Source organism: Anaeromicropila herbilytica (genome assembly GCF_016591975.1).
Taxonomy (GTDB): domain Bacteria; phylum Bacillota; class Clostridia; order Lachnospirales; family Lachnospiraceae; genus Anaeromicropila; species Anaeromicropila herbilytica.
Map to the genome: position 1 here is coordinate 46710 of NZ_AP024169.1, position 23238 is coordinate 69947.

A 23238-nucleotide genomic window follows, 5' to 3' on the forward strand; every position below is an offset into this window, starting at 1 on the left:
TATAAAAAGTACACTATAACTAATTGAACGTTAGTTGCAGTGTATTTTTTTTATATAAATGCGCCAAGCTTACTCCTGTGCATCCGCTAGAGACCGTTAAATTTCCATGCCCTATTTATATTTGTAGCGGTGTTAAGATAATGGAATGGGAATTTGACACGAAGTTTAAGATTCTTAGAATGTTTATGAATTAGTATTTGGGAGGTGGAATATATTAGTAATACAACTAATATAATTAATCAAAAAGGGAGTGATGAATTTGTCTGATTATAAAAGATTTGTCTCATATGTGTATGATTATGAATATGGAATAAAAAGAAATAATGTTGGCTATGCAAGGGTCGAAGTGAAAAATGGACAATGCAAGATAACATTAAGTATAAAAGTTTCAAGTGTTCGAGTAAATACATTAAAATGCCATTTATTTATGAGGCAGGGCGCTAAAATTAAATGCTTAAGATTAGGCGATGGTGTTGTTAAAAATGGATCTTATGAGTTTAGGTCTCTTATGGATTCGAATAATCTAATGGGAAGTAATTACTCAATTGATGAAATGGGTGGCATTATTGTATATTCGAGCTTAGACAAATTTTTTGCAACAGAGTGGGACGATAATCAAATCATATTATTAGATAGTTTTGAAGAACTTACCAATAAAAATAACAACAATAAAATAGAACAAGATGATCATGAAAAAACTCAAACTGAAGACATTGTGGACAAATTAGGCGAAGAAATCCAGTCAACTCCTATTGAAATAAGTAAAGAGATAACAGATGAGTATGCCAATGAGGTAAAAAAAGAACAGAAAGATATAACAGATGAGATAATAGAACGAAAATCCAATTCCAATTTCAATGAACAAGATAGTTATAGACTTGCTCCAGAGCAGTCGAAAACGTCCAAGAAACAAAATGATTTAATACATAAGAATGAGGATGGAGAACAGGACCAGAAAAAGGATAACGAATTGGAAGTAGAAGTTGATTATAGAAAAGAAAAGATGGATTATGAAATTAATCCAGAGCCAATCTATGGAGAAAAGCTTGTTTCGGATCACAAGAAAAGAGTTCAAGTGAAAGAAGTGCATTACCAATATTATGATTATTATAATCGCATTGAACGTCGTAACATTAATGTAGATGAACAAAATCAAGATAAAAATGAAATTAAAGATATAGAAGAGAGAGAACAACAAGGACAGAAACAAGAGCAGCAAGAAGAACAGCAACAGACAGAACAAGAGGCAAAACAACAAACAGAGCAACAAATGGAACAACCAGAACATCCAGAACAAGAGTACCAATACGATGATTATAACAATTACCAAGATAAATTTGATGAGATAGAGAAAGAAAATAGTAACAATTCAAACATTAATAGCAATATAGAGGAGTTTAATCAATACAGAAATGAGTTAAAAGCAGCAAGTGATGATATCAAACAGGAACAGATAGAGAACACTGAAGAAACAGATCAGGAGAAGCGCAAGAAAGAGGATGAAACAAATTCTATCAACAAATTCATGAGTGAAACCAACTTTAACAATTATGATAGCAATACACTAAACATGAATGAGTTGAAATTAAGTACTGAAGAAGTTGAGATATCAAAACATATAGACGATATCAACAAGATTGAGGAACTCAGAATTAAAGAGCAGATAAGAATACAAGAAGATAGAAAAAAGCAACAAGATCAGCAAACAGTGGAGCAGAAGACATCTGGTAATAATGACAACTATCAAGACAGTTACTTTAGAACAGAAGCAAGATCAAGTTTCAAAAAGAAGAAAATATTAGGAGAAAGTATTGTAGCTAATAAAATATTTGAAAGTTATCCTAAGCTAAATGCTTTTAATGATAAGGAATTTGACGAGTGTGTTCGAATTGAACCTCAAGATTTAGGTTTATTCCCAGTAGACAATTGGATCTTAGGTAATAACAGTTTCTTATTGCATGGCTATTATAGTTACAGGCATTTATTATTTGCAGAAAAAAAGAATATGAACGTGTGTCAGTATCTATTGGGGGTTCCAGGAGTATATCAAACTCGTGAAAAGTTTGTAGCTAATATGTTCGGATTTCATTACTTTAAGCCATCAAAAGGAAAAGAGCCAAAAGATGGTGATTTTGGTTACTGGTATATGGAAATAAAACTATAAGAATTGTTCAAAACAGTAAATATTATATCTAATAGGGATGTTAATGGAATAATCGCGATATTAAGTTATATCAATTAATTAGCATCCCTTTGTTATTAAACTAAAGAGTATTAATTAAAGAATATCTTCTATGATCTTCCCATTCACCATTGATTTTAGCAAAAGAAGGGGACAAGCCTTCGTAATGAAAGCCAAGCTTTTCAATTAAGTGAATGGAAGCTGAATTCGATGGCATAATCATAGCTTCCATTCGATGGAGAGAATAATCACTAAAAATGATATCAATGCATTTAGATATACTTTCAGTAGCATAACCTTTCTTCTGATGCCTATGGTCTATCTTATATCCCAGCTGGCAAGATAAAAATGCACCTCTTATTATATTGCTAATACTAATACAACCAATAATTCTATTCATGTTCTCTTTTTCAAAAATGTAATATCGAATATGCTTCATTTGAAGCATTTGCTTATACTCATATTCTAGTGTCTTCTCTTGAAAAGCTATAGTATAGAAACTAGGAAGTTTTGAAGGTTCATATGGACGTAGATGCTCTTGATTCTCCAAATAAAAAGTAAGAACTTTACTTGCTTCATTTGTTGGAAGAACTTTTAAACATAATCGGTTAGTTTCATATTGTAATTTCATCATATATTTTAACTCTCTCTTTAGTTGATGACTTAACAGTTACAATTAGTCAATTCCTCTAATACCCACATTAGTAATGTATGGCGTCAATAGTGTAACAAAATCTTTTAATTCAGGTAATGTATATCCATGTAGATTAGAACCGATGATATCAGGAGAATCTTTATAAGCTTGTAGATAGTAGGCACGTGCTCCACTAATCCATTGTCCAATTGAAATAATGTCTTTTTCACAAACCAATTCCTTTACAACCGTTGTTCGAAATTCATAATCAATTAAATTTTCTAGAAGTAGGTTAACTGAGGAAGAAACTGAGGATAATTGTGGATTGGATATACCGGTTGCCCTATCATAATGTTCCTTTGAACTTTTAATATCCATAGCAACATAATCAATGGAATGATGTTTGATTAAATATTCTAACATGGAGTAATTTGTGCCATTGGTATCTAATTTTACTTTTAATCCTATAGATTTAATTTGTTCTATAAAATCAGGAAGGTCGTTGTGAATGGTAGGTTCGCCCCCAGTTATACAGACTCCTTCCAATATGTTTTTTCGCTTTTCTAATATTGATAAGACATCCTGCTCGGGAATGGTAGGCTCAGAGTCAGGGGAAAGAACTAAGGATGAGTTGTGACAAAAGGGACATCTGTAATTACAATTTCCCAAGAAGATAGTCGCAGCCAAGTGCTTTGGATAATCTAATAACGTTGTTTTATTAAAGCCGTGAATTTGCATATTGTCACCTCTTATTGTTCGTGATACGATATAGTAACTATATCAGATTTTATTTTAGAAGTAAATGTGAATTGTATTGTCAGAAATAGCGAGATGAATAAGAAAAAGGCATGGTATATTTATGGATGAAAAATATATGAGAGAAGCAATTAAACAGGCAAAAAAGGCATACAATATAGATGAAGTTCCAATTGGGTGTGTAGTCGTATACGAGAATAAAATAATTGCTAGAGCATATAATAAAAGAAATACGAAAAAGAATACATTAGCTCATGCAGAGATTATAGCAATTGACAAGGCAAGTAAGGTGTTAGGTGATTGGAGATTAGAGGATTGTAGTATGTATATTACTTTAGAGCCATGCCCAATGTGTGCAGGTGCTATTGTGCAATCTCGAATGAAAGAGGTTATTATTGGTAGTATGAATCCCAAGGCAGGATGTGCAGGTTCTATTATTAACTTACTACAAATGGAGGAATTCAATCATCAAGTTCAATTAAAAACAGGTGTATTAGAAGAAGAATGTACGTTGTTGTTAAAAGATTTCTTTAAATCTTTACGAGTACGTAAAAGAGAAATGAAGATGGAAAAGAATAATACAGTAGCGGAATAGACATAGTAATAATAATACTATTGACATTGCTATATATTAAAGTTATAATTACAAATACACTGTTAATTATATAACTGTATCAAAAACGTCAAAAAGTTTCCGTGCAGCCGGGGAGATAGCGGTGCCCTGTACCTGCAATCCGCTACAGCAGGGGTGATGTTTTGCCTAGGGTTCTCATCTTGTAGGGCTGCCCTTTATAAGTGATGTTGACGTCTGGGTCTTACGCAACAGGAATTCGTGAACCGTGTCAGGTCAGGAATGGAGCAGCACTAAGCGAAAGCTCTTGTGTGCCGTAAGGCTACCTGGACCGAGTTAACTGTAAAGGTAACGCCTATGGAGAGAATTCAAAGCAAAGCGCACGGAATTTAATAGATAAATTATATTTTATACAAGTAAATACGAATACACAAAGATGTCATAACTCGTTATGTACATCTTTTCTTTTTTATTAGACTTATTAGTAGATAATAAGTCAATAAGTAGTTACTCTAAGAAAACCATATCCTCATGTTAGAATCTATCAATGGGGGTAGTTCTATATACAATTGAAAGGGGTCGGTAAACTATCAATGGGGATAGGCCTTTGTTCTTTACCATCAGAAATGATGGGCCGACCCTATAAATTCATATTGGATCATATTAAAAGTTTTTAAATTAATAAATGGATACAAAAAGTCATATATTATGTTCAAACAACAAGAAAAATGTCAAAATATAAAGTTTTACTTCACGAAGCTATTAGAATGAATTATAATAATAAAAGAATACAAAGATACATTGATAAGATAAAATATGAGGTGAGACAATGGGAGTAAATCTTAATCCGTTAACAGTGAATCAAATTCCAAAGGGAACAATTATTTATTCGGAAAATGAACAAGTAACAAATGTATGTTTAGTAGTAAAAGGGAGAGTTCTAATTGGCAATAGTGGATCTAAAATTATTGTAGGAACAGGAAGTTTTATTGGAATCTCAGACTTATATACTGGTAGCACATTTAATACCTACATTGCGTATGAAGATGTAGTGTTATATGCCTTCCCGGTTAGTGAGATTGAAGATCTAGAAAAGATATATTATGCAAATAAGGACTACAGAGGGCTTGCGATAGGTGCTTTAAGTAGATATGTAGCAGAATATGATAGGATATATCAAGCGCTTAACAAAAAGAAGGAATCCTTGTATAACTTTATTACGGATACTTATGCTAGATATATAGAATTAGGACAACAATATGGGGTTTCAGTGTTGCCAATTGATAATGTGGATGACCTAGCTAAATATGAAAGTGATTTTAACTACGAGCGTAATAAAATTGATTATTATCAAGAGTATATAAAAATACCTATGGATATCTTAAAAGCATTCTATGCTACAAATGTTAATGTAACTACTTATCAAGTAGAGGAACAAGCTGTATTAATATCAGATATTGTATCAGAATGCGTAGAAATGTCTTTATATATCGTACATTTATTTGAAATATTAATTAATAGTACGGAAGCTTGTTTATTTAAAGGGGTTGCAAAATTAGCGATTGACAGTTCGAAAGATAAGGGTATGAATAAGGAACTGATCAGTATGGTTGATGAAATAAAAGAACAAATATTTAGTACAGAGAAATTATTTATTGAGAAAATATACCTAAAGTTAAATTCATATAATGAATTTATGGAAGAAATATATATTAATTTATTAAGTGGAGTGAATAATCAGGAAATTAGTTCGAAGATGCAGATGAAGTATTCGGAAAAGGATACAACATTAGCAAGTTCTGAAATGGAGAATTCATTAAAACAAATCTTAGATTATTCTAGAATTGATCAAGAAGAAGCAGAAGCCTATACTAAATTAATTAATGAGTTTAAGAATTTAAGAGATAAATATTCTTCAGAAGATACAGCTAGAATGCTAAGAAAACGTATTGCGGAAAAGTTTTATAATATATATGAAAGAGTATTTATCCGAGCTTATGAAGAGAAAAATCCTATCCGAATTATTGATATGTTCTTAAACTATGGATATATGGATGAGGAATTGATTTCAAAAGAACAATCTATCGAATTATATTTTCTTAAGGAAAATAATGATGAAGGTCTTTGTAATGTCTATACAATGAAAGATTGGTTAATTCAAATCTATGAGAAGAAAAAAGAACCTTCGAAGAATGAATTTGATTTAGATTACGTAGAAAACTTAAGAGAAATCAAAAAATCCACTAAGTTAACCCCAGAGCAGGAAAAAGATTATTTAGAGAATCCTAGAACGCGTGTGAACTACGAGATTATGAATATGTTCCGATATAATAATCGATTAGTAAATGGACAAATGAGTATATTTGTACCTATTCTATATGAAGATGGAATGGCACATGATATAGGAAACGCATATTTAACTGCCAAAAAAGTGAATGATGCAGTAGCTCAATTATTAAAGATAGATTATTCTGTATTTCATAGAGAATCCTTGTATTATGATGAAGCAAAGGGTATAAAAAAAGAATATATTATGGAGGCAGTATATCCAGATATGATCTTGTTACCAATGTATGGACAGAGATCAATTATGTGGCAAGAGATTACAGGTAAGAAGAGAAATACAAAAGGTAGATTTTTATTACCAGCCTTTATCGACGGAAGTCTAGAAGATCATCTCATTCGATTATTCGGCCAGTTTAGGTGGGAGTTATGTCGATGCATTCAAGGTGCATCTTGGAACGATATTAAGAATAAGTCCCTTACTTCTGAGTATTCTGATTATATTCAATTCTATCGTAAGAATAGAGACCTATCAGAAGACAGAAAAGAAAAAATTAAATCACAGATTCAAAAAGGAAGACATAACACAAGAGAAATTTTTGTAATAGATTATGAGATTTGGATTAAGAATGAGTCAAATGGTGCTGTGAGACTTAATAAAGTTGCCAGAGAGATTATAGCTAATTATTGTCCATTTTCATTAGAAATTAGAAATAGAATAGGAAAGCAACCAGTATTTCAAGAAGCAATAGCTAGATTTGATAGAAATCAGCAGAAGAAGATTAAAGAATTAGATTTAAGATTGCGAGCTCTTGAAAAGGAACGTATACCGATTCCAGATGTTTTAATTGAGACTCAAAAATTCTATCGTGATTTATAAAATTGTCTTAAATAGGTGATTTATTTTATAATTATATTTACATTATAGTAATTAAGGTAAGTCTATTCTAGAATTTTATTATATAAAATAGGGGTGTGAAGGAATACTAATCACACTCCTATTTTTGTATAAACTTATATACATAGCCATATTTTAATATAGTAGATATCTATATATTAAATGGTTGTTAGAGGAAAAAGGAGAGTTAGTAGATGTTTCATAAAAAAGTGAAAGTGTTTAAGATTGTTCTTGCTACGTTTATAATAATATGTATAATAGGAACGGTAATCCTGGGCTTTCTTGGTAATTATCTGTATAATTATGCTTTAAACTCTAATGCAAAAAAGACGATATTCAGTAGTTCTGAAAAAAAATTAGAAACAAGCGGTGAAATAAAAGAGCCAGATCAAGCGTGGTTACTTAAGAAGGCTAAAGATATTACGTTAAACAGTAAAGATGGATTATTATTACATGCATATGAGATAAATAATAAAAGTGATATTTATGTTATTGCGGTTCATGGATATCGTAGCGAAGGGCTAGGAATGGCAAGCTACGCTAAACATTTTAATAATATTGGTTACAATGTTTTAGTTCCAGATCTAAGAGGTCATGGAAAAAGTGAAGGAAATAATGTTGGTATGGGGTGGCCTGATAGACTTGATCTTCTAGAGTGGATTAATGTTATTTTAAAAGAAAAGAAAAATGCAAAAGTAATACTAATGGGTGTGTCAATGGGAGCAGCAACGGTAATGATGGCCTCTGGAGAAAAATTACCAAGCCAAGTGAAATGTATTATAGAGGACTGCGGATACACTTCTGTATGGGATGAATTTAAACTCCAACTAAAAAATGAATTCCACTTACCTGCTTTTCCTGTTTTAAATGCAGCATCTGTTGTTACTAGATTGCGTGCAGGCTATGATTTTACAGAAGCTGATGCGGCTAAACAAGTGAGAAAGTCAAAAACCCCAATTCTTTTTATTCACGGAGATTCGGATACCTTTGTTCCATATTCTATGCTAGAGCCGCTATATAATGCTGCTAAATGTGCAAAAATGAAAGTAGTAATTAAGGGAGCTGAACATGCCAAATCATCGGTTATAGACCCGAATACATATTGGAATGCTGTTGAGCATTGGGTTGTAAAATATACAAATCAATAAATAAGTAGAAATAATACTGCTTTATAAGAAAGTGTAAGTTATATAATTTACACTTTCTATATAATGATTTAAATAATGCTGAACTAGTCTGAATTGTCAGACAATTAATTAGAACTATATAATTAGTAAGAGATAAAATGAAATATGGATAAATATATTGACAAATAATCGCGTGGGACTTATAATGTATATATAACTTGATAGACAAGTTTACCAAAAGGATAGGAGGAGATTCCAATGTACATGTTTTCTTAAAAATGATAAATAGAAAGAAGGTATGATAATATTAGAATTGAGTGTAGGATGCTATCTGGTTAAAATTTATGATCAAAGGAGATAAGAAATAAGAAATAAAGTTCTTTATTAAAAATATTGATAATAGATATTTAGAAGATATAAGCTTTGTTTTAGTATAGAAATACTACAGATACATTATCATATAAAAAGGATAAAATGAAAAATAATTTAGGAAGAGGAAGTCGAGATACTGTTAGCGTGAAAATATAATAAATTCACAATCCGATAAGAGAAGCAAAAGCCCTCTTAGGGAAGCTAGAGTTAGCAGATGTATATTAGTTGTAGTTATGATAAATAGTAATGAAATAAATTTTTATATATGGAATAAATAGCGCATGTTATGTTTTTAATAATAACAGGCGCTATTTTTATTGTTATACTTGTCTTAAGAAGGCTGGAATGGTAATATTACATTAACAGGAGGCTGATGAAAGCTAGTATGAATATATTAGAGGTTAATCATATAAAGAAATATTATAGGAAAAGTAGAGCAGTAGATGATGTGACGTTTCAAGTTAAAAAAGGTGAGATTTTTGGATTACTAGGTGAAAATGGTGCAGGTAAATCTACAATGCTATCTATCATTTCAACTTTAGTAAAGCCCGATTCTGGCACTATTTTATATGAGGGAAAGGACATAATGAAAGACCCTAAAGTGATTCAAAAAAAGCTTGGGTATGTTCCTCAAGAGATTGCTTTATATACAATGTTATCGGGTATGGACAATCTCAAGTTTTTTTGTGATATGTATCACATAAATAAGAAAGATCAAGACGAGAGTATTAATAAGGTGCTGGATATTATTGGCTTAGACAAGGGTGTTTTGAAGAATAAAGTAGAAACGTATTCGGGTGGAATGAAGAGAAGATTAAACATAGGTGTGGCCCTACTGCATAGACCTGATGTAGTAATATTAGACGAGCCTACGGTAGGAATTGATGTTCAGTCAAGAAATCAAATATTAGATTCAATGATTGTCTTAGCTAAAGAAGGAACAACAATAATTTATGTAGGACATTACATGGAAGAAATTGAGAAAATCAGTGATACTATTTGTGTAATGGAAAAGGGAAAAGTAGTCCTTCTTGGTGAAAAGGATAGTTTATTAAATGGAAAGTCAAAACTTACATTAGAAGAATTATATTTGAATACAGTGTCCAAAATAATACAATAAGAATTGTAATAAGCTTAGACGATACAAGAAGTAAAAATATAGATTAAATACATTAAGGTGGGGAGGTGTATATACATGGATAAATATGAAATAATGTTAAAAGTCGAAGAAATAAGAAGATTGGCAAATAAAAAGCAATATAAGAAGGCAATAAAAATCCTTGACACATTAGATGTGGACAAGAGAAGAGCAGTTACAGAACTTAATATATATGCAGATGTATATGCACATAATGGACGATTGGATGAAGCGTTAGATATCTTGCTACGAGTATATGAAAAGTCTGTTACGAAAAGAGTACTATATAAATTAGTAGATATATCAATATTAAGAGGAAATGTAGAAGATGCTAAAGATTTTTATTTCGAATACTTAGATATGGCAAGTGGGGATCCAATTCAGTATATTCTTGAATATCGATTGAATAAACTACAAGGCAAAAGTGTTAATGAACTTATTGATTCACTTTTAAAGTATAAGGAATGCGAATACGATGAGAAATGGGCTATGGAATTAGCAAAACTCTACCATAAACAAGGTGAAGTCGAGAAATGTGTTAAAGAGTGTGAACAGATAATCCTATGGTTTGGAGAAGGCGTATATGTAGACCAAGCAAGTGTATTAAAAGCACACTATACAGGAGAGCCAATATCAAATCAGAATGATAAACAAGAGACTCCAAATATTGATGCTTCCGTTATTTATAAAGTAACCGCCAAAGAAGAGAGTGTCTTAGAAGAACAAGAAAATGAAACAAATAGTAAGAATGCAAAATCAGAAGAAGCTAAAGAAGAGGAACATCTAAAAGACTGTTTAGAAGATGCCTCCGATCAAGATATAGATGAGCAATTTAAAGAGGATAATAATAATATTGAAGAGGAGTCTATAGATTTAATAGAGAAAAATCTATATGATGAGTTAGAAGAAGACAATATTCAAAATGAATACGAAGTGCAAGATAAAGATGAACAAGAAGAACAAAATGTATATGAGGAACAAAATGTATATGAGGAACAAGTAGAATACGAAGAACAAAAAGAATATGAAGATCATGAAGAATACGAAGAACAAGTAGAATACAAAGAACAAATCCAAGAAGAGTCAACCTATGAAGATGGCGAAGACATTGAATTATTATTAGATTCAATAGAAGGTGGAACAGAACAGAAAGTTGAAGAACAGAAAAATCAGATTCTCGGAGGAATATCATTTTTTAAGAATCTAATTAGCAAGAAAAAGACAAAAGAGCAGAAGCTTAACATAGAAGACAAAATACAAGATATGTTGCATGCTGCAAGCCAAATCTCTAAAGATTCATCAAATAATGATATCCAGGTGAAGAAGCTTACTCTTGAACCAGAAGAAGGTAACAGTTATGATGAAACTGTTAGCGAAGAACCAAGTCTAATGGAAGAGGAACAAGTGCAAGATAAAAAGAAACTAGAAGAAATTTCAATTGAAAAAGACCAAAAGAATCAAGAAATTGAAAAAGATAAAATCATTGAAAATGAGTTAAAGATACAGGAAATAAAAGAAGAAAAAAATATTGAAAATGAATTAGATGAAGCTGAAATTGAAAATGATGAGCATGAGCTTGAAGAAAAGAATCAGTTGACAGAAATGGACAAAGAGCCTAATATATTAGCTGATGATGATATCATAATAAATAATATTAATTTAAATACTGTTTTCCATAACTTTGTAGGTATTCCATCAGTACGTAAAGATATATATCAATATATGATGATGGCAAGTAATGAAGGTAGTCAGAATAGGAACATTATTGTATGTGGAACCAAACAATCTGGAAAAACCGAAATTGGAAAAATGATATCAAAAGCCTTATATAGATTAAAATTAATTAATACTCCAAAAGTTGCAAAGATCACAGCGGATAAACTAAATCATATAGATTTGGATGCGCAAAAATCTAATTTAGTAGATGGTTGTGTTATTATTGAGAATGCATCTAATATAAACAGTCAGATGGTAGAAAAATTAATTCATCTAATGCAGGAATATAAGAACAATATAGCAATCATACTTGAGGATTCAAAAGAAAATTTAGATGAATTGTTGTTACAAAATGAAATGCTTAATCAATACTTTAATCATAGAATACAACTTCCAGTATATCATTCTAACGAGCTAATGGAATTTGCTAAAAATTATTTGAACAAGTTAGAATACGAGATAGATGAAGAAGCATTGGATATTCTAATTGGTATCGCAAATAATATTGATAAAGAATGTAAAGAAGAAGGCCGATTAATGGAATTGCTAGAATGTATTGATTATGCAAGAGAAAAGTGTGATATAAGAAATAGAGATAATTTGAAAAAAATTGTATCAAGTGGAAAATATAATGAATCAGAACTTAATATCATACGTGCAATTGATTTTACAGAGTAGGAGACTAGAGAATGGAAAGTACTAAAAATGAAATTTTTGTAATTGGGCATATGAATCCAGATACAGATTCAATCTGTTCAGCAATATCATATGCAGAACTTAAGAAAAAAATTACTGGTGAAGACTACAAAGCAAGAAGAGCAGGACAAGTTAATGCAGAGACAAGCTATGTATTAGAGCGTTTTGGAGTGAAAGCACCAACTTACTTACCAGATGTAAGAATTCAAGTAAAGGATATTTTTATCCGCGAAGTAGATAAAGTTAAGAATGATATTTCACTAAAAGCAGCATATGAAATTATGAGTAAAAATAGCGTAGTTACACTACCTATTGTTAATGATAAGAATGGGCTTGAAGGTCTGATAACCATTGGTGATATTGCAAAAGCATATATGGAAGGTTATGATAGCAAGATGTTATCAATTGCATCTACTCCATACAAAAATATAATCGAAACATTAGATGGTAAAGTCCTAGTTGGTGATGAGAGTGCAGTAGTTAGAGAAGGAAAGGTCCTTATCGCAGCAGCTAATCCTGACTTAATGGAAAGTTATATTGAAGAAGGTGATATCGTAATCGTAGGAAATCGTTATGAATCACAACTATGTGCAATAGAAATGAATGCAAAATGTATTATTGTATCTGATGGGGCATCTATTTCATCAACAATTATCAAATTAGCACAAAGTAAAAATTGTATAGTTATTAGTACGCCTTATGATACGTTTACAGTAGCAAGATTAATTAATCAAAGTATGCCAGTGAATTACTTCATGAAGAAAAAAGATCTTATCACGTTTACTAGAGAAGATTTTATTGAAGAAATCAGAGGGGTTATGGCGAAGAAACGTTATAGAGACTTCCCTGTATTAGGTAAAAATGGTGAGTTTATTGGTATGATATCTAGAAGATCCTTATTAGATGCTAAGAAGAAAAAATTAATCTTAATGGATCATAATGAAAGAAGCCAAGCTGTTGATGGATTAGAAGATGCTGAAATCTTAGAGATTATTGATCATCATAGAGTTGGTAGTATTGAAACAGCTGGACCTGTATATTTTAGAAATCAACCAGTGGGATGTACTTGTACCATTGTATATATGATGTATAAAGAAAATAATATTGAAATAGAACCACATATTGCTGGACTATTATGTTCCGCAATTTTATCCGATACATTAATGTTCCGTTCGCCAACTTGTACGCCAGTTGATAAAGCAGCAGCAGAAGAACTTGCTAAAATAGCAGGAATTAACGTTGAAGAGTATGCAAAGGCAATGTTCTCAGCAGGAAGTGACTTAAAGAATAAGTCACCAGAAGAAATCTTCTATCAAGACTTTAAAAAGTTTGAAGCAGGTCAAATTAGCTTTGGTGTTGGACAATTATCTTCTATGTCTACAGATGAATTAGGCAATATTAAAGAGAAGATTGTTCCTTATATGAAGAAAGCATTTGCAGAACATGGATTAAATATGTTATTTATTATGTTAACTAATATATTAGATGAGTCAACAGAACTATTATGTGAAGGCGATGGAGCAAAAGAATTAGTATTAAATGCATTCAAGGTAGATGAAGTTGATGGAAAAGTAATATTAAAAGATGTTGTATCAAGAAAGAAACAATTAATTCCTGTATTAATGTCTTCTTTACAACAAGATAATAATTAGACAATAAGTATTTTTATATAAAAAAGACTCACTTTTCATTACTAAGAAGTAATATTATAGAGTGAGTCTTATTTATTAGTTAAATCGATAAATTATAATAGATATGAAATAAATATATAAGATCAGTTACATAGAATAAAGTCATAGGACTAAGTACCTATAACTTAAATTGAACTTTAACTGAGCTTTTTAAATATTTACCACCTGCTGATTTTACATTTTTGGTGATATTAAGAATATAGGATTCATCTTTAGCATAAGCTTCGACTGGTTCAATCTCTATGTAATTATTAACACTATCATATTTTATAGATGTTCTTAGTGGTGCATTCTTAAGATTGGTTACGTAAAGATTTACGTTATTCACAGTTCTAGGATCGAGTGGTATATTAAATTTAATTCTCCAAACAAATTTGCCAGTTTTAAATTTAAGAGTTTGCTTTACCTTTTTTTCATCTCCATTGGATGTTGACTCGATGCTAAGATAATTCGCCATTTCATCACCTCTTATTAATATTATATTTCCATATAATTTAAAAAGCAATAAGTTTGTTGTCGTAAAATCGAGTAAATTGTAGGTAAGGTAAATAATAGTAGAATAATATAGAAAGGATCGCCACATAATACCTCTTTTAATTTATTTGAGGAGGTAGCTTATCTGATAGAAGTTTGCTATGTGGTGGATAGATATAAATATATGTCAAAAGAATTTTGGAAAGCTGGAAATATGGTTTATCCATTACCTGCTGTAATGGTTAGTGTAGGCGGAGAAAGTTATAAGCCAAATATTATAACAATAGGTTGGACAGGAACAATATGTACGAATCCAGCAATGGTTTATATATCTGTTCGACCAGAGAGATATTCCTATGATATCATAAAAGAGACTGGAGAATTTGTAATTAATTTAACAACCGAGAATCTTGTAAAGGCTGTAGATTATTGTGGTGTTAAATCAGGAAGAGATATCGATAAATTTAAAGAAATGAATCTAACTGCAGTAACTGGTAATCAAATTACAGCTCCATACATCAAGGAATGCCCAGTTAATATCGAATGCAAAGTAGAACAAATCCTTAAACTTGGTTCTCATGATATGTTTATAGCAAAGGTACTTGGTGTTCATGTTGATAAAAAATATATGAATGAACGCGGAAAATTCGAATTGAATAAGGCGAATCCAATTGTGTATTCCCATGGAGAATATTATGGAATTGGTAAATTACTTGGTACTTTTGGATACTCTATTCGTCGTAAAAATCAAAAGATGGGGGATACTAATAATACACAAAAAGAAAGAACCTTAATTAATAAAAAAGAAGTTAATAAAACTGAACGTAATAAAAAAGATAATAATAAAAAAGAGATTAATAAAAATAAAAGAAACAATATCAAAAATAGTATAAGCACTAAAAATAAAAATATTCCAAACAGAAAAAAATAATATAAACAAAAATAGTAATATGCAAAAAATAACCATCAATCGAATGTATCAAAAAATCAATACGCTAGATACAATAAAGTAGAATGAATTATACAAAGACTGGGTGAGCATGTGAAGATAAACTATTTATGTATAAAGAATTTTAAATCAATACGTGAACTTATTATAGAAGAAGTGGATCAGGCGCTAATATTAGTAGGGAAAAATAATACTGGAAAAACAGTTATTATTGACGCAATCAGAGCGATATCTGGAGAATATATAGTAAAAAACGATGATTATTTAGAACCAGAGAAGAGTATTGTAATTGAAATGAAAGTAGAAATCAGTGAAGAGGATATGCTGTACTTTCATTCTAATAGGATAATTAGTAAGTATAAGCGTTATGATCTCTGGACGAAAGAATTTAATTCAAGACTACAATCATTAGAAAATGGAATTATCACATTTCAATGTATTATCAAAAATGGAAGAATCAAATATGATGATGGGTTCAAAAGAAATAATTTATATATTAAAGAGATATTCCCTAAGATATATCATATTGACCATAGAAGAAATCTGAATGAAATACAAAATGATGTTATTCGATTTTATGATAAACAGTCTATTACAGAATTTCGCGATAATCAATGTATTTTTGATAAAGCAAAACCTTGTAACCGATGCTTTCAATGCATAGGTGTCATTAATAAAAAGAAACCTGATGAATTGACTGCCTATGAGACAGGAAGATTATTAGAATATAAGTTATACAATATGAATTTAAGTGAATTCTCAGATAAGGTAAATAATCATTTTCGTGCTAATGGAGGGACCTCTAGAGAGATAAAATATGATGTTGATTTTAATGTAGAAGACATGTTTAAAATTGAGACACAAGTTTATAATAAAGAAAGAGACACATACGGATCGCTTCATACATTAAGTGAAGGCTTAAGAAGCATCTATGCGTTATCGCTACTTGAGACATATATTGAAGAAGAGAATACAATTCCTTGTATTATTATGATTGAAGATCCTGAGATGTATTTGCATCCACAACTTCAAAAAGTTGCGAGTGAAATTCTATATCGATTATCTAAAAAGAATCAGGTTATTTTTAGTACACATTCACCTAACATGATATTCAATTTTTCGACAAAACAAATAAAACAGGTGATGTTAGATGAAGAATATTTTACAATCGTTAATAAAAATACAGATATAGACGAAATATTAGATGATCTAGGTTATACAGCAAATGATTTAATGAATGTAAGTTTTGTATTTATTGTAGAGGGTAAACAAGATAGTAATAGACTTCCACTTTTATTAGAAAAATATTATAAAGAAATCTATGATGAATCTGGAAAATTACAGAGAATAACAATTATCCCTACAAATAGCTGTACCAATATAAAAACTTATGCTAATCTAAAATATATAAATAAATTATACTTAAAAGATCAATTTCTAATGATTCGAGATAGTGATGGAAAAAATCCGAAATATTTAATTAAGCAATTATGTAATTATTATAGTGAGAGAGCTAAAGAAGATATAGAAGGGCTTCCAAATGTAACTCCTAAGAATGTTCTTATCTTAAATTACTATTCATTTGAGAATTATTTTCTAGATCCAGTAGTTATGGAGAAAATAGGCGTTATTAAAAATCAAGAAGATTTCTACAATGTATTATATACGAAATACAAAGATTATTTATATAAACTGCCAAGTTTCAAACGAATGATTAAACAATCTGGAGTAAGAATTAATTCTAAGAATGATATAAAAGAAAATATTGAACTAATTAAGAAGTACGTAAGAGGCCATAATCTATTTGATATTTTTTATGGTAAATATCATGGAAGTTCAGAAGAAGAAATTCTTAAGAAATATATTGAAGTTGCTCCAAGGGAGGATTTTAAAGATATTCTTGATTCTATTGACTCTTTTATTTACTTTGAGAATAGAAAGAAGATGAAATAATACAAAAACAAAGGAGAGACTAGTTATGAATAACATTATATTAATTGGTATGCCAGGTGCAGGTAAGAGTACAGTTGGAGTAGTGTTAGCAAAAGTATTAGGTTATCAATTCATTGATTCTGATTTGTTAATTCAAGAACAAGAGCAGAGATTGTTAAAAGATATAATTGAAGAAGAAGGAATAGAAGGATTTATTCAGATTGAAAACAAAGTAAATAGTAAAATTAATGTATCACACTCTATTATTGCAACAGGAGGCAGTGTCATCTATGGAGAAGAGGCTATGGAGCATCTTCGGGAAATTGGTACTGTAATATACATAAAGCTAAGCTATGAAACACTAGAAGATAGGCTTGGCAATATAAAGCAAAGGGGTGTTGTACTAAAAGAAGGTCAGAATTTACTTGGCTTATACAATGAACGTTGTCCTTTGTATCAAAAATATGCACATGTAATTGTGGATGCAGAAAATATGGATGTAGAAAATGCAGTAGAAGAAATAGTTCGCTTAATAAATACGAAACAATGAATTATATGACTAAAGTGTTACTATTAAGATAAGGATTTATTAAATATTATAATAGTAATAATATTATATTTACAAACGAAAAGTTTGTGGTATAATCTTAACTGTAGAAAAATAACAAAATAAAGTGAAAGATTCTGTATATTTTTACCTAAACTGAACTTTTTATAATTCATTATTTTGTATGAAACGAATTTGCAATATTAAAAATTAGTATTAATTAATATTAATTCATATAGATAGTAAGTAATCTAATTCATAATAAATAGGTTCATGTGACTAAAACAAACAGTAATTTTTCAAGTAGATAAAATAGAGGTGTGCCATGGAGCAATATATTATAAAAGGACAGAAACCATTGGTTGGAGAAGTAACAATAGGTGGAGCAAAGAATGCAGCCCTTGGAATATTAGCAGCAGCAATAATGACGGATGATACGGTATTTATAGATAATTTGCCAAATGTTAGTGATATCAATTATTTATTACAAGCGATAGAAGCAATTGGAGCAAGAGTAGAAAGAATTAATGATCATGCAGTAAAAATTAATGGAAGTAATATTAATCTAATGAGCATTGATTATGAATTTATTCGTAAAATAAGAGCTTCTTATTATTTATTAGGAGCTTTATTAGGCAAGTACAAATCTGCAGAAGTAGCTTTACCAGGTGGTTGTAATATTGGAAGTAGACCAATTGATCAACATATTAAAGGATTTGAGGCACTTGGAGCGAAAGTGGTTATTGAACATGGTATGATTAGAGCAGAAGCAAAAGAGTTAAAAGGTAGTCATATTTACCTAGACTCTGCAAGTGTTGGTGCAACAATTAACATTATGTTAACTGCCTGTCTATCAAAAGGGCAAACTATAATCGAAAATTCAGCAAGAGAACCTCATGTAGTTGACGTTGCTAACTTCTTAAACAGTATGGGAGCTGATATTAAAGGTGCAGGAACAGACGTTATTCGTATTAAAGGTGTTGAATCATTAAAAGGATGTGAATATTCTATTATTCCTGATCAAATTGAAGCTGGTACGTTTATGCTTGCTGCAGCAGCAACAAAGGGTGATGTTACAATTAAGAATGTAATCCCTAAACATCTTGAAGCTATTACAGCAAAACTTGAAGAAATTGGTGCTACAGTAGAAGAATATGATGATGCAGTTAGAGTTATAGCCAAAGAAAGATTAGGTCATACTCATATTAAAACATTACCATATCCAGGTTTTCCTACAGATATGCAACCACAGATGACAGCTCTTTTAGCATTATCTAATGGAACTAGCATAGTTACAGAAAGCATATTTGAAAATCGATTCAAATATGTAGATGAACTTGTTCGTATGGGAGCGAGTATTAAAGTAGAAGGCAATTCTGCTATTATTGATGGTGTAAAAGGCTTTACTGGGGCAATAGTAAGTGCTCCTGATTTAAGAGCGGGAGCTGCATTAGTTATAGCGGGTCTTGTAGCAGAAGGATTTACAATAGTAGAAGAAATTGGATATGTTGAAAGAGGCTATGAAGGATTTGAGAAAAAGATGCAAAGTCTTGGAGCAAATATGGCTAAAGTAGATGTAGAAGATGAAAAAGCAATTCAAAAGTTCAAATTAAAAGTAGGCTAAATAGATAACAGTAAAGTGGATATAATAAATAGTAATGTTTTCAAACACTATTTATTATATCCACTTTAAATTATATTATTAAAAAAATACTATAAATATTTAGAAAATTATTTATAGTATTTTTATCTTTTTTATTATAGTTTTTATTTAAAATTTTCGTATATTTATTTAATTACTTTAAATTACAATTTTATATAATTTCCTTAATGAAAAGGTCAGGCTCTTTTGAGAGATCAACAAATTCTGTACCTATTTGTACAACTGGTTTTGTTAAATTATGATTATTTATTAATATAATCTTACCTTGCCTGTTATTACTTAAAATAACATCGTTATGTAAATATGTCTGCACAATACCTGTTAAGAATGGAAGGATGTATTTGGGATCATACTTACTAAATTCTTCATTTTCAAAGATACCAATTACTTCAAAAGGACATAATGGACCACGATATACACGTTTAGAAGTCATTGCATCATATACATCTGCTATAGAGACAATCTTAGTAAAGTCATTAATACTTCGATTCGTAAATCCATTCGGATATCCAGTTCCATCGCATCTTTCATGATGTAATAAAGCAGCATGTTTGATACGGATATCTATATCCTGATCCTTTAATATTTGATAGCCTTTTAATGTATGCTTTTTGATTAGGTCATATTCTTCTACTGTTAATTTTTCTGGTTTTTTTATAATATTTTCTGGGATCTCCACTTTACCAATATCATGAAGTAAGCCACAGAGAGTTAGTATATCATTCTCTTCTTTTGATAGGTTAATCCAATTACCTATTGTATGGCAAATAAGTGCAACATTGATGGAGTGAGTATAAGTTTCATCATCATACTCTCTGATACAATGTAGCATATCAAATAAATGAAGGTTATTACGACTATTAGATAATATTTTATTACAATCTGCTAAGAGATCATCACAATTAATCTGAGTTTTATTAAATGAAATATTATGAAAAGAATCTGATAGTGTAGATACAGATTCTGAAAAATCTTTTGAAAAGGATTTAAACTCTTCGCTTTCACGAATTTTCTTTGAGTATAGCATTTCATCTATAAATGGCTCAGGTGTAGGTTCATCTTCAAATGATATTTCTGCTTCGTCTGAATCTTCATGAATAAAAATGGATAGTTCATCAATAGAATAAAACTTAAGTCTGGTTATAATACGATCAGTCAGCCCTGTATCTTTAGCAATTACAAGTAAGTCATTAAATGCATAAATATCATCAGCAGCAATCATGCCTGGAGTTGCTTGACTAGTTGGAATTCGTCTTATGTTCATTGTCTCTCCCCTTATTGATAATGCCCCTTTATTATAGTAAAGCAATATATAATGTATATATCGGTAAAATTTATAAAAATAGTATACCATAGGTAAAAAAAATTGAACAGTGTCAAATTATAGACAATGCATAGAAAAATTGAAAGTAAAGACATAATTATGATAAGATTTTAAACCGAAAATTGAGTAATAGAATTATGAATTGTATGAATACATTTTGACTTACCGAAATAGATAGATTACAATAAATGTAGTAGATATGAGAACATAGATTTGTATTATCAATAGAATTTGATTCAGTAAATATTTATGCAAACAAATAAGATAATTATCGTAAAAAAGAGGGAAGAATATGGAACATGAATGCTGTAAAACCAAACATCGTGAAGAAAAAGAGTATAAAGATCTGATCAATCGCTTGAATCGAATTGAGGGCCAAGTTCGTGGAGTTAAGAACATGGTTCAGAAAGATGAATATTGTATTGATATATTAACACAAGTATCGGCAATACAATCAGCATTAAATAGTTTTAATAAAGTACTACTTAGTAATCATATAAAAACTTGTGTAGTTGAGGATATTAAGGCTGGTGATTATGAAGTTGTCGAAGAATTATTAAAAGCTCTTCAAAAATTAATGAAATAAAATTAAAATAAAAAAACAAAATATATTGACGAATTATGAAAAATAGGTTATGCTATATCAACAGATAATAAAAAATAAAATTAAATATGTATATTTTCTCTTATTAGGAGAGGTGGAGAGTGAAGGCTCTATGAAACCCGGCAACCCCATTATTGGAAGGTGCCAATCTAAGCGAGTAATCGAACAATAAGAGGATTTGATTGAAGATAAATTTATCAAGTCCATCTTAGATGGGCTTTTTTTGTTGAATATTTACTAAAGTTTTTAACTTGATGTTTTATATTTATTATGAAAACGTTAAAATCAACAAAATAAGCTTAAGAAAATATTGTTTAAATAATTATTATTGTTTAAGAGTATGCTTATCTCATTTATTTGAGAAAATAAACTAATGAAGAGCAAGTATTCATGACGAGTTTAAAGGAGGATATTTAATGGAAAAGAGATTATTTACATCAGAATCAGTAACAGAAGGGCATCCTGATAAGATCTGTGATCAGATATCAGATGCAGTACTAGATGCATTATTAGAACAAGATCCTATGAGTAGGGTTGCATGTGAAACAGCAATTACAACAGGTTTAGTACTTGTAATGGGTGAAATTACTACCTCTGGATATGTAGATATTCAGAAAATAGTAAGAGATACCATTCGTGAGATTGGATATGATAGATCCGATAAAGGATTCGATGCCAACACTTGTGGTGTTATCGTAGCTTTAGATGAGCAATCTGCAGATATTGCAATGGGTGTTAATCGTGCATTAGAAGCAAAAGAAAATACAATGTCTGAAGCAGAGATTGAGGCAATTGGAGCTGGAGATCAAGGTATGATGTTCGGTTATGCAACAGATGAAACAGAAGAATATCTTCCATATCCAATCGCTCTTGCGCACAAATTATCTAGACAATTAAGTAAGGTTAGAAAAGATGGAACATTATCTTATCTTCGTCCAGATGGTAAGACTCAAGTAACCGTAGAATATGATGAAGATGGTAAACCAGTTCATCTAAATGCTGTTGTATTATCAACACAACATGATGAAAAAGTTACTCAAGAACAAATTCACCAAGATATTAAGAAATATGTATTTGATGTGATTTTACCAAAAGAATTAATTACTGAAAAAACAAAATTCTTTATTAATCCTACTGGAAGATTTGTTATTGGTGGACCAAATGGTGATAGTGGTCTTACAGGACGTAAGATTATTGTTGACACATATGGCGGATATGCTCGTCACGGCGGTGGTGCTTTCTCAGGAAAGGATTGTACAAAGGTAGACCGTTCAGCAGCATATGCAGCTCGTTATGTAGCAAAGAATATTGTTGCAGCTGGACTTGCAAAAAGATGTGAAATTCAATTATCTTATGCAATTGGAGTTGCTCAACCAACTTCCATTATGGTAGATACATTTGGTACAGGTAAGATTACAGATGAACAAATCGTAGATATTATTCGTGATAATTTTGATCTTAGACCAGCCGGTATCATTAAAATGTTAGATTTAAGAAGACCAATCTATAAGCAAACAGCTGCATATGGACATTTTGGACGTACAGATTTAGCACTTCCTTGGGAAAGAATTGATAAAGTAGATGTTTTAAAGAAATATCTATAATTACACTTTGAGAATTTATAAGTAAATTATATTAGTTTATAATAGATACAAGCTTCAAAGAAGATAATTCTTGAAGC

General features: G+C 30.4%; 17 protein-coding genes, 1 other RNA gene and 1 riboswitch. Of the genes, 14 read left to right on the top strand and 4 right to left on the bottom strand.

The window, feature by feature from the left end:
- Positions 1-259: 259 nt before the first annotated feature.
- Entirely contained in the window at positions 260-2164 is a 1905-nt protein-coding gene (locus bsdtb5_RS00245) for a DUF6128 domain-containing protein (protein ID WP_271714055.1), read from the top strand.
- Between the two features lie 100 nt (positions 2165-2264).
- Here bsdtb5_RS00245 and bsdtb5_RS00250 read toward each other — a convergent pair whose 3' ends face one another.
- Positions 2265-2816, bottom strand: a complete 552-nt coding sequence (locus tag bsdtb5_RS00250) for a GNAT family N-acetyltransferase (protein WP_271714056.1) — start codon at positions 2814-2816, stop codon at positions 2265-2267.
- Between the two features lie 42 nt (positions 2817-2858).
- Positions 2859-3554, bottom strand: coding sequence for an anaerobic ribonucleoside-triphosphate reductase activating protein (locus bsdtb5_RS00255; RefSeq protein WP_271714057.1), 696 nt, complete (start codon positions 3552-3554; stop codon positions 2859-2861).
- A gap of 136 nt (positions 3555-3690) precedes the next feature.
- On the opposite strand from bsdtb5_RS00255, the gene tadA reads away from it, so the two are divergent.
- The 7 genes from tadA to bsdtb5_RS00290 all read left to right on the top strand — a co-directional run bounded on the left by tadA (position 3691) and on the right by bsdtb5_RS00290 (position 14025).
- Entirely contained in the window at positions 3691-4167 is a 477-nt protein-coding gene (gene tadA, locus bsdtb5_RS00260; RefSeq protein WP_408628610.1) for a tRNA adenosine(34) deaminase TadA, read from the top strand.
- 99 nt (positions 4168-4266) lie between these two features.
- Positions 4267-4529: signal recognition particle sRNA large type (ffs, locus tag bsdtb5_RS00265), an RNA gene on the top strand.
- Between the two features lie 443 nt (positions 4530-4972).
- On the top strand, positions 4973-7306 hold the full coding sequence (locus bsdtb5_RS00270) for a cyclic nucleotide-binding domain-containing protein (RefSeq protein ID WP_271714058.1): 2334 nt from the start codon (positions 4973-4975) through the stop codon (positions 7304-7306).
- 212 nt (positions 7307-7518) lie between these two features.
- Entirely contained in the window at positions 7519-8472 is a 954-nt protein-coding gene (locus bsdtb5_RS00275) for an alpha/beta hydrolase (protein WP_271714059.1), read from the top strand.
- A gap of 724 nt (positions 8473-9196) precedes the next feature.
- A complete protein-coding gene (locus bsdtb5_RS00280) occupies positions 9197-9943 on the top strand; it encodes an ABC transporter ATP-binding protein (RefSeq protein ID WP_271714060.1) in 747 nt (248 codons plus the stop codon).
- A 75-nt stretch (positions 9944-10018) separates the two neighbouring features.
- Positions 10019-12355, top strand: a complete 2337-nt coding sequence (locus bsdtb5_RS00285) for a hypothetical protein (protein ID WP_271714061.1) — start codon at positions 10019-10021, stop codon at positions 12353-12355.
- Positions 12356-12366: 11 nt separating this feature from the next.
- A complete protein-coding gene (locus bsdtb5_RS00290; RefSeq protein WP_271714062.1) occupies positions 12367-14025 on the top strand; it encodes a putative manganese-dependent inorganic diphosphatase in 1659 nt (552 codons plus the stop codon).
- A 157-nt stretch (positions 14026-14182) separates the two neighbouring features.
- Here the strand turns inward: bsdtb5_RS00290 and bsdtb5_RS00295 are convergent, their stop codons facing one another.
- On the bottom strand, positions 14183-14521 hold the full coding sequence (locus bsdtb5_RS00295) for an Ig-like domain-containing protein (RefSeq protein ID WP_271714063.1): 339 nt from the start codon (positions 14519-14521) through the stop codon (positions 14183-14185).
- A gap of 201 nt (positions 14522-14722) precedes the next feature.
- Here bsdtb5_RS00295 and bsdtb5_RS00300 point away from each other — a divergent pair, with 201 nt between their 5' ends.
- From bsdtb5_RS00300 to bsdtb5_RS00315, 4 genes are all read left to right on the top strand, one after another.
- Positions 14723-15469 carry a flavin reductase family protein gene (locus tag bsdtb5_RS00300; RefSeq protein ID WP_271714064.1) on the top strand — a complete coding sequence of 249 codons (747 nt, stop codon included), beginning with the start codon at positions 14723-14725 and terminating at the stop codon, positions 15467-15469.
- A 111-nt stretch (positions 15470-15580) separates the two neighbouring features.
- Positions 15581-17440, top strand: coding sequence for an ATP-dependent nuclease (locus tag bsdtb5_RS00305; protein WP_271714065.1), 1860 nt, complete (start codon positions 15581-15583; stop codon positions 17438-17440).
- Positions 17441-17465: 25 nt separating this feature from the next.
- Complete coding sequence (locus bsdtb5_RS00310) at positions 17466-17969, top strand: shikimate kinase (RefSeq protein WP_271714066.1); 504 nt, start codon at positions 17466-17468, stop codon at positions 17967-17969.
- A gap of 322 nt (positions 17970-18291) precedes the next feature.
- On the top strand, positions 18292-19590 hold the full coding sequence (locus bsdtb5_RS00315; protein WP_271714067.1) for a UDP-N-acetylglucosamine 1-carboxyvinyltransferase: 1299 nt from the start codon (positions 18292-18294) through the stop codon (positions 19588-19590).
- Between the two features lie 190 nt (positions 19591-19780).
- Here bsdtb5_RS00315 and bsdtb5_RS00320 read toward each other — a convergent pair whose 3' ends face one another.
- Positions 19781-20893 (bottom strand): HD-GYP domain-containing protein, encoded by a 1113-nt coding sequence (locus tag bsdtb5_RS00320; RefSeq protein WP_271714068.1) that lies wholly within the window; start codon positions 20891-20893, stop codon positions 19781-19783.
- Between the two features lie 352 nt (positions 20894-21245).
- Here bsdtb5_RS00320 and bsdtb5_RS00325 point away from each other — a divergent pair, with 352 nt between their 5' ends.
- The gene (locus bsdtb5_RS00325; protein WP_271714069.1) at positions 21246-21539 is read left to right on the top strand and encodes a metal-sensing transcriptional repressor; all 294 of its coding nucleotides are present in this window, start codon (positions 21246-21248) and stop codon (positions 21537-21539) included.
- Positions 21540-21636: 97 nt separating this feature from the next.
- A riboswitch (SAM riboswitch) is annotated at positions 21637-21732 on the top strand.
- Positions 21733-21973: 241 nt separating this feature from the next.
- Positions 21974-23161 carry a methionine adenosyltransferase gene (gene metK, locus bsdtb5_RS00330; RefSeq protein ID WP_271714070.1) on the top strand — a complete coding sequence of 396 codons (1188 nt, stop codon included), beginning with the start codon at positions 21974-21976 and terminating at the stop codon, positions 23159-23161.
- The last annotated feature ends 77 nt before the right edge of the window (positions 23162-23238 follow it).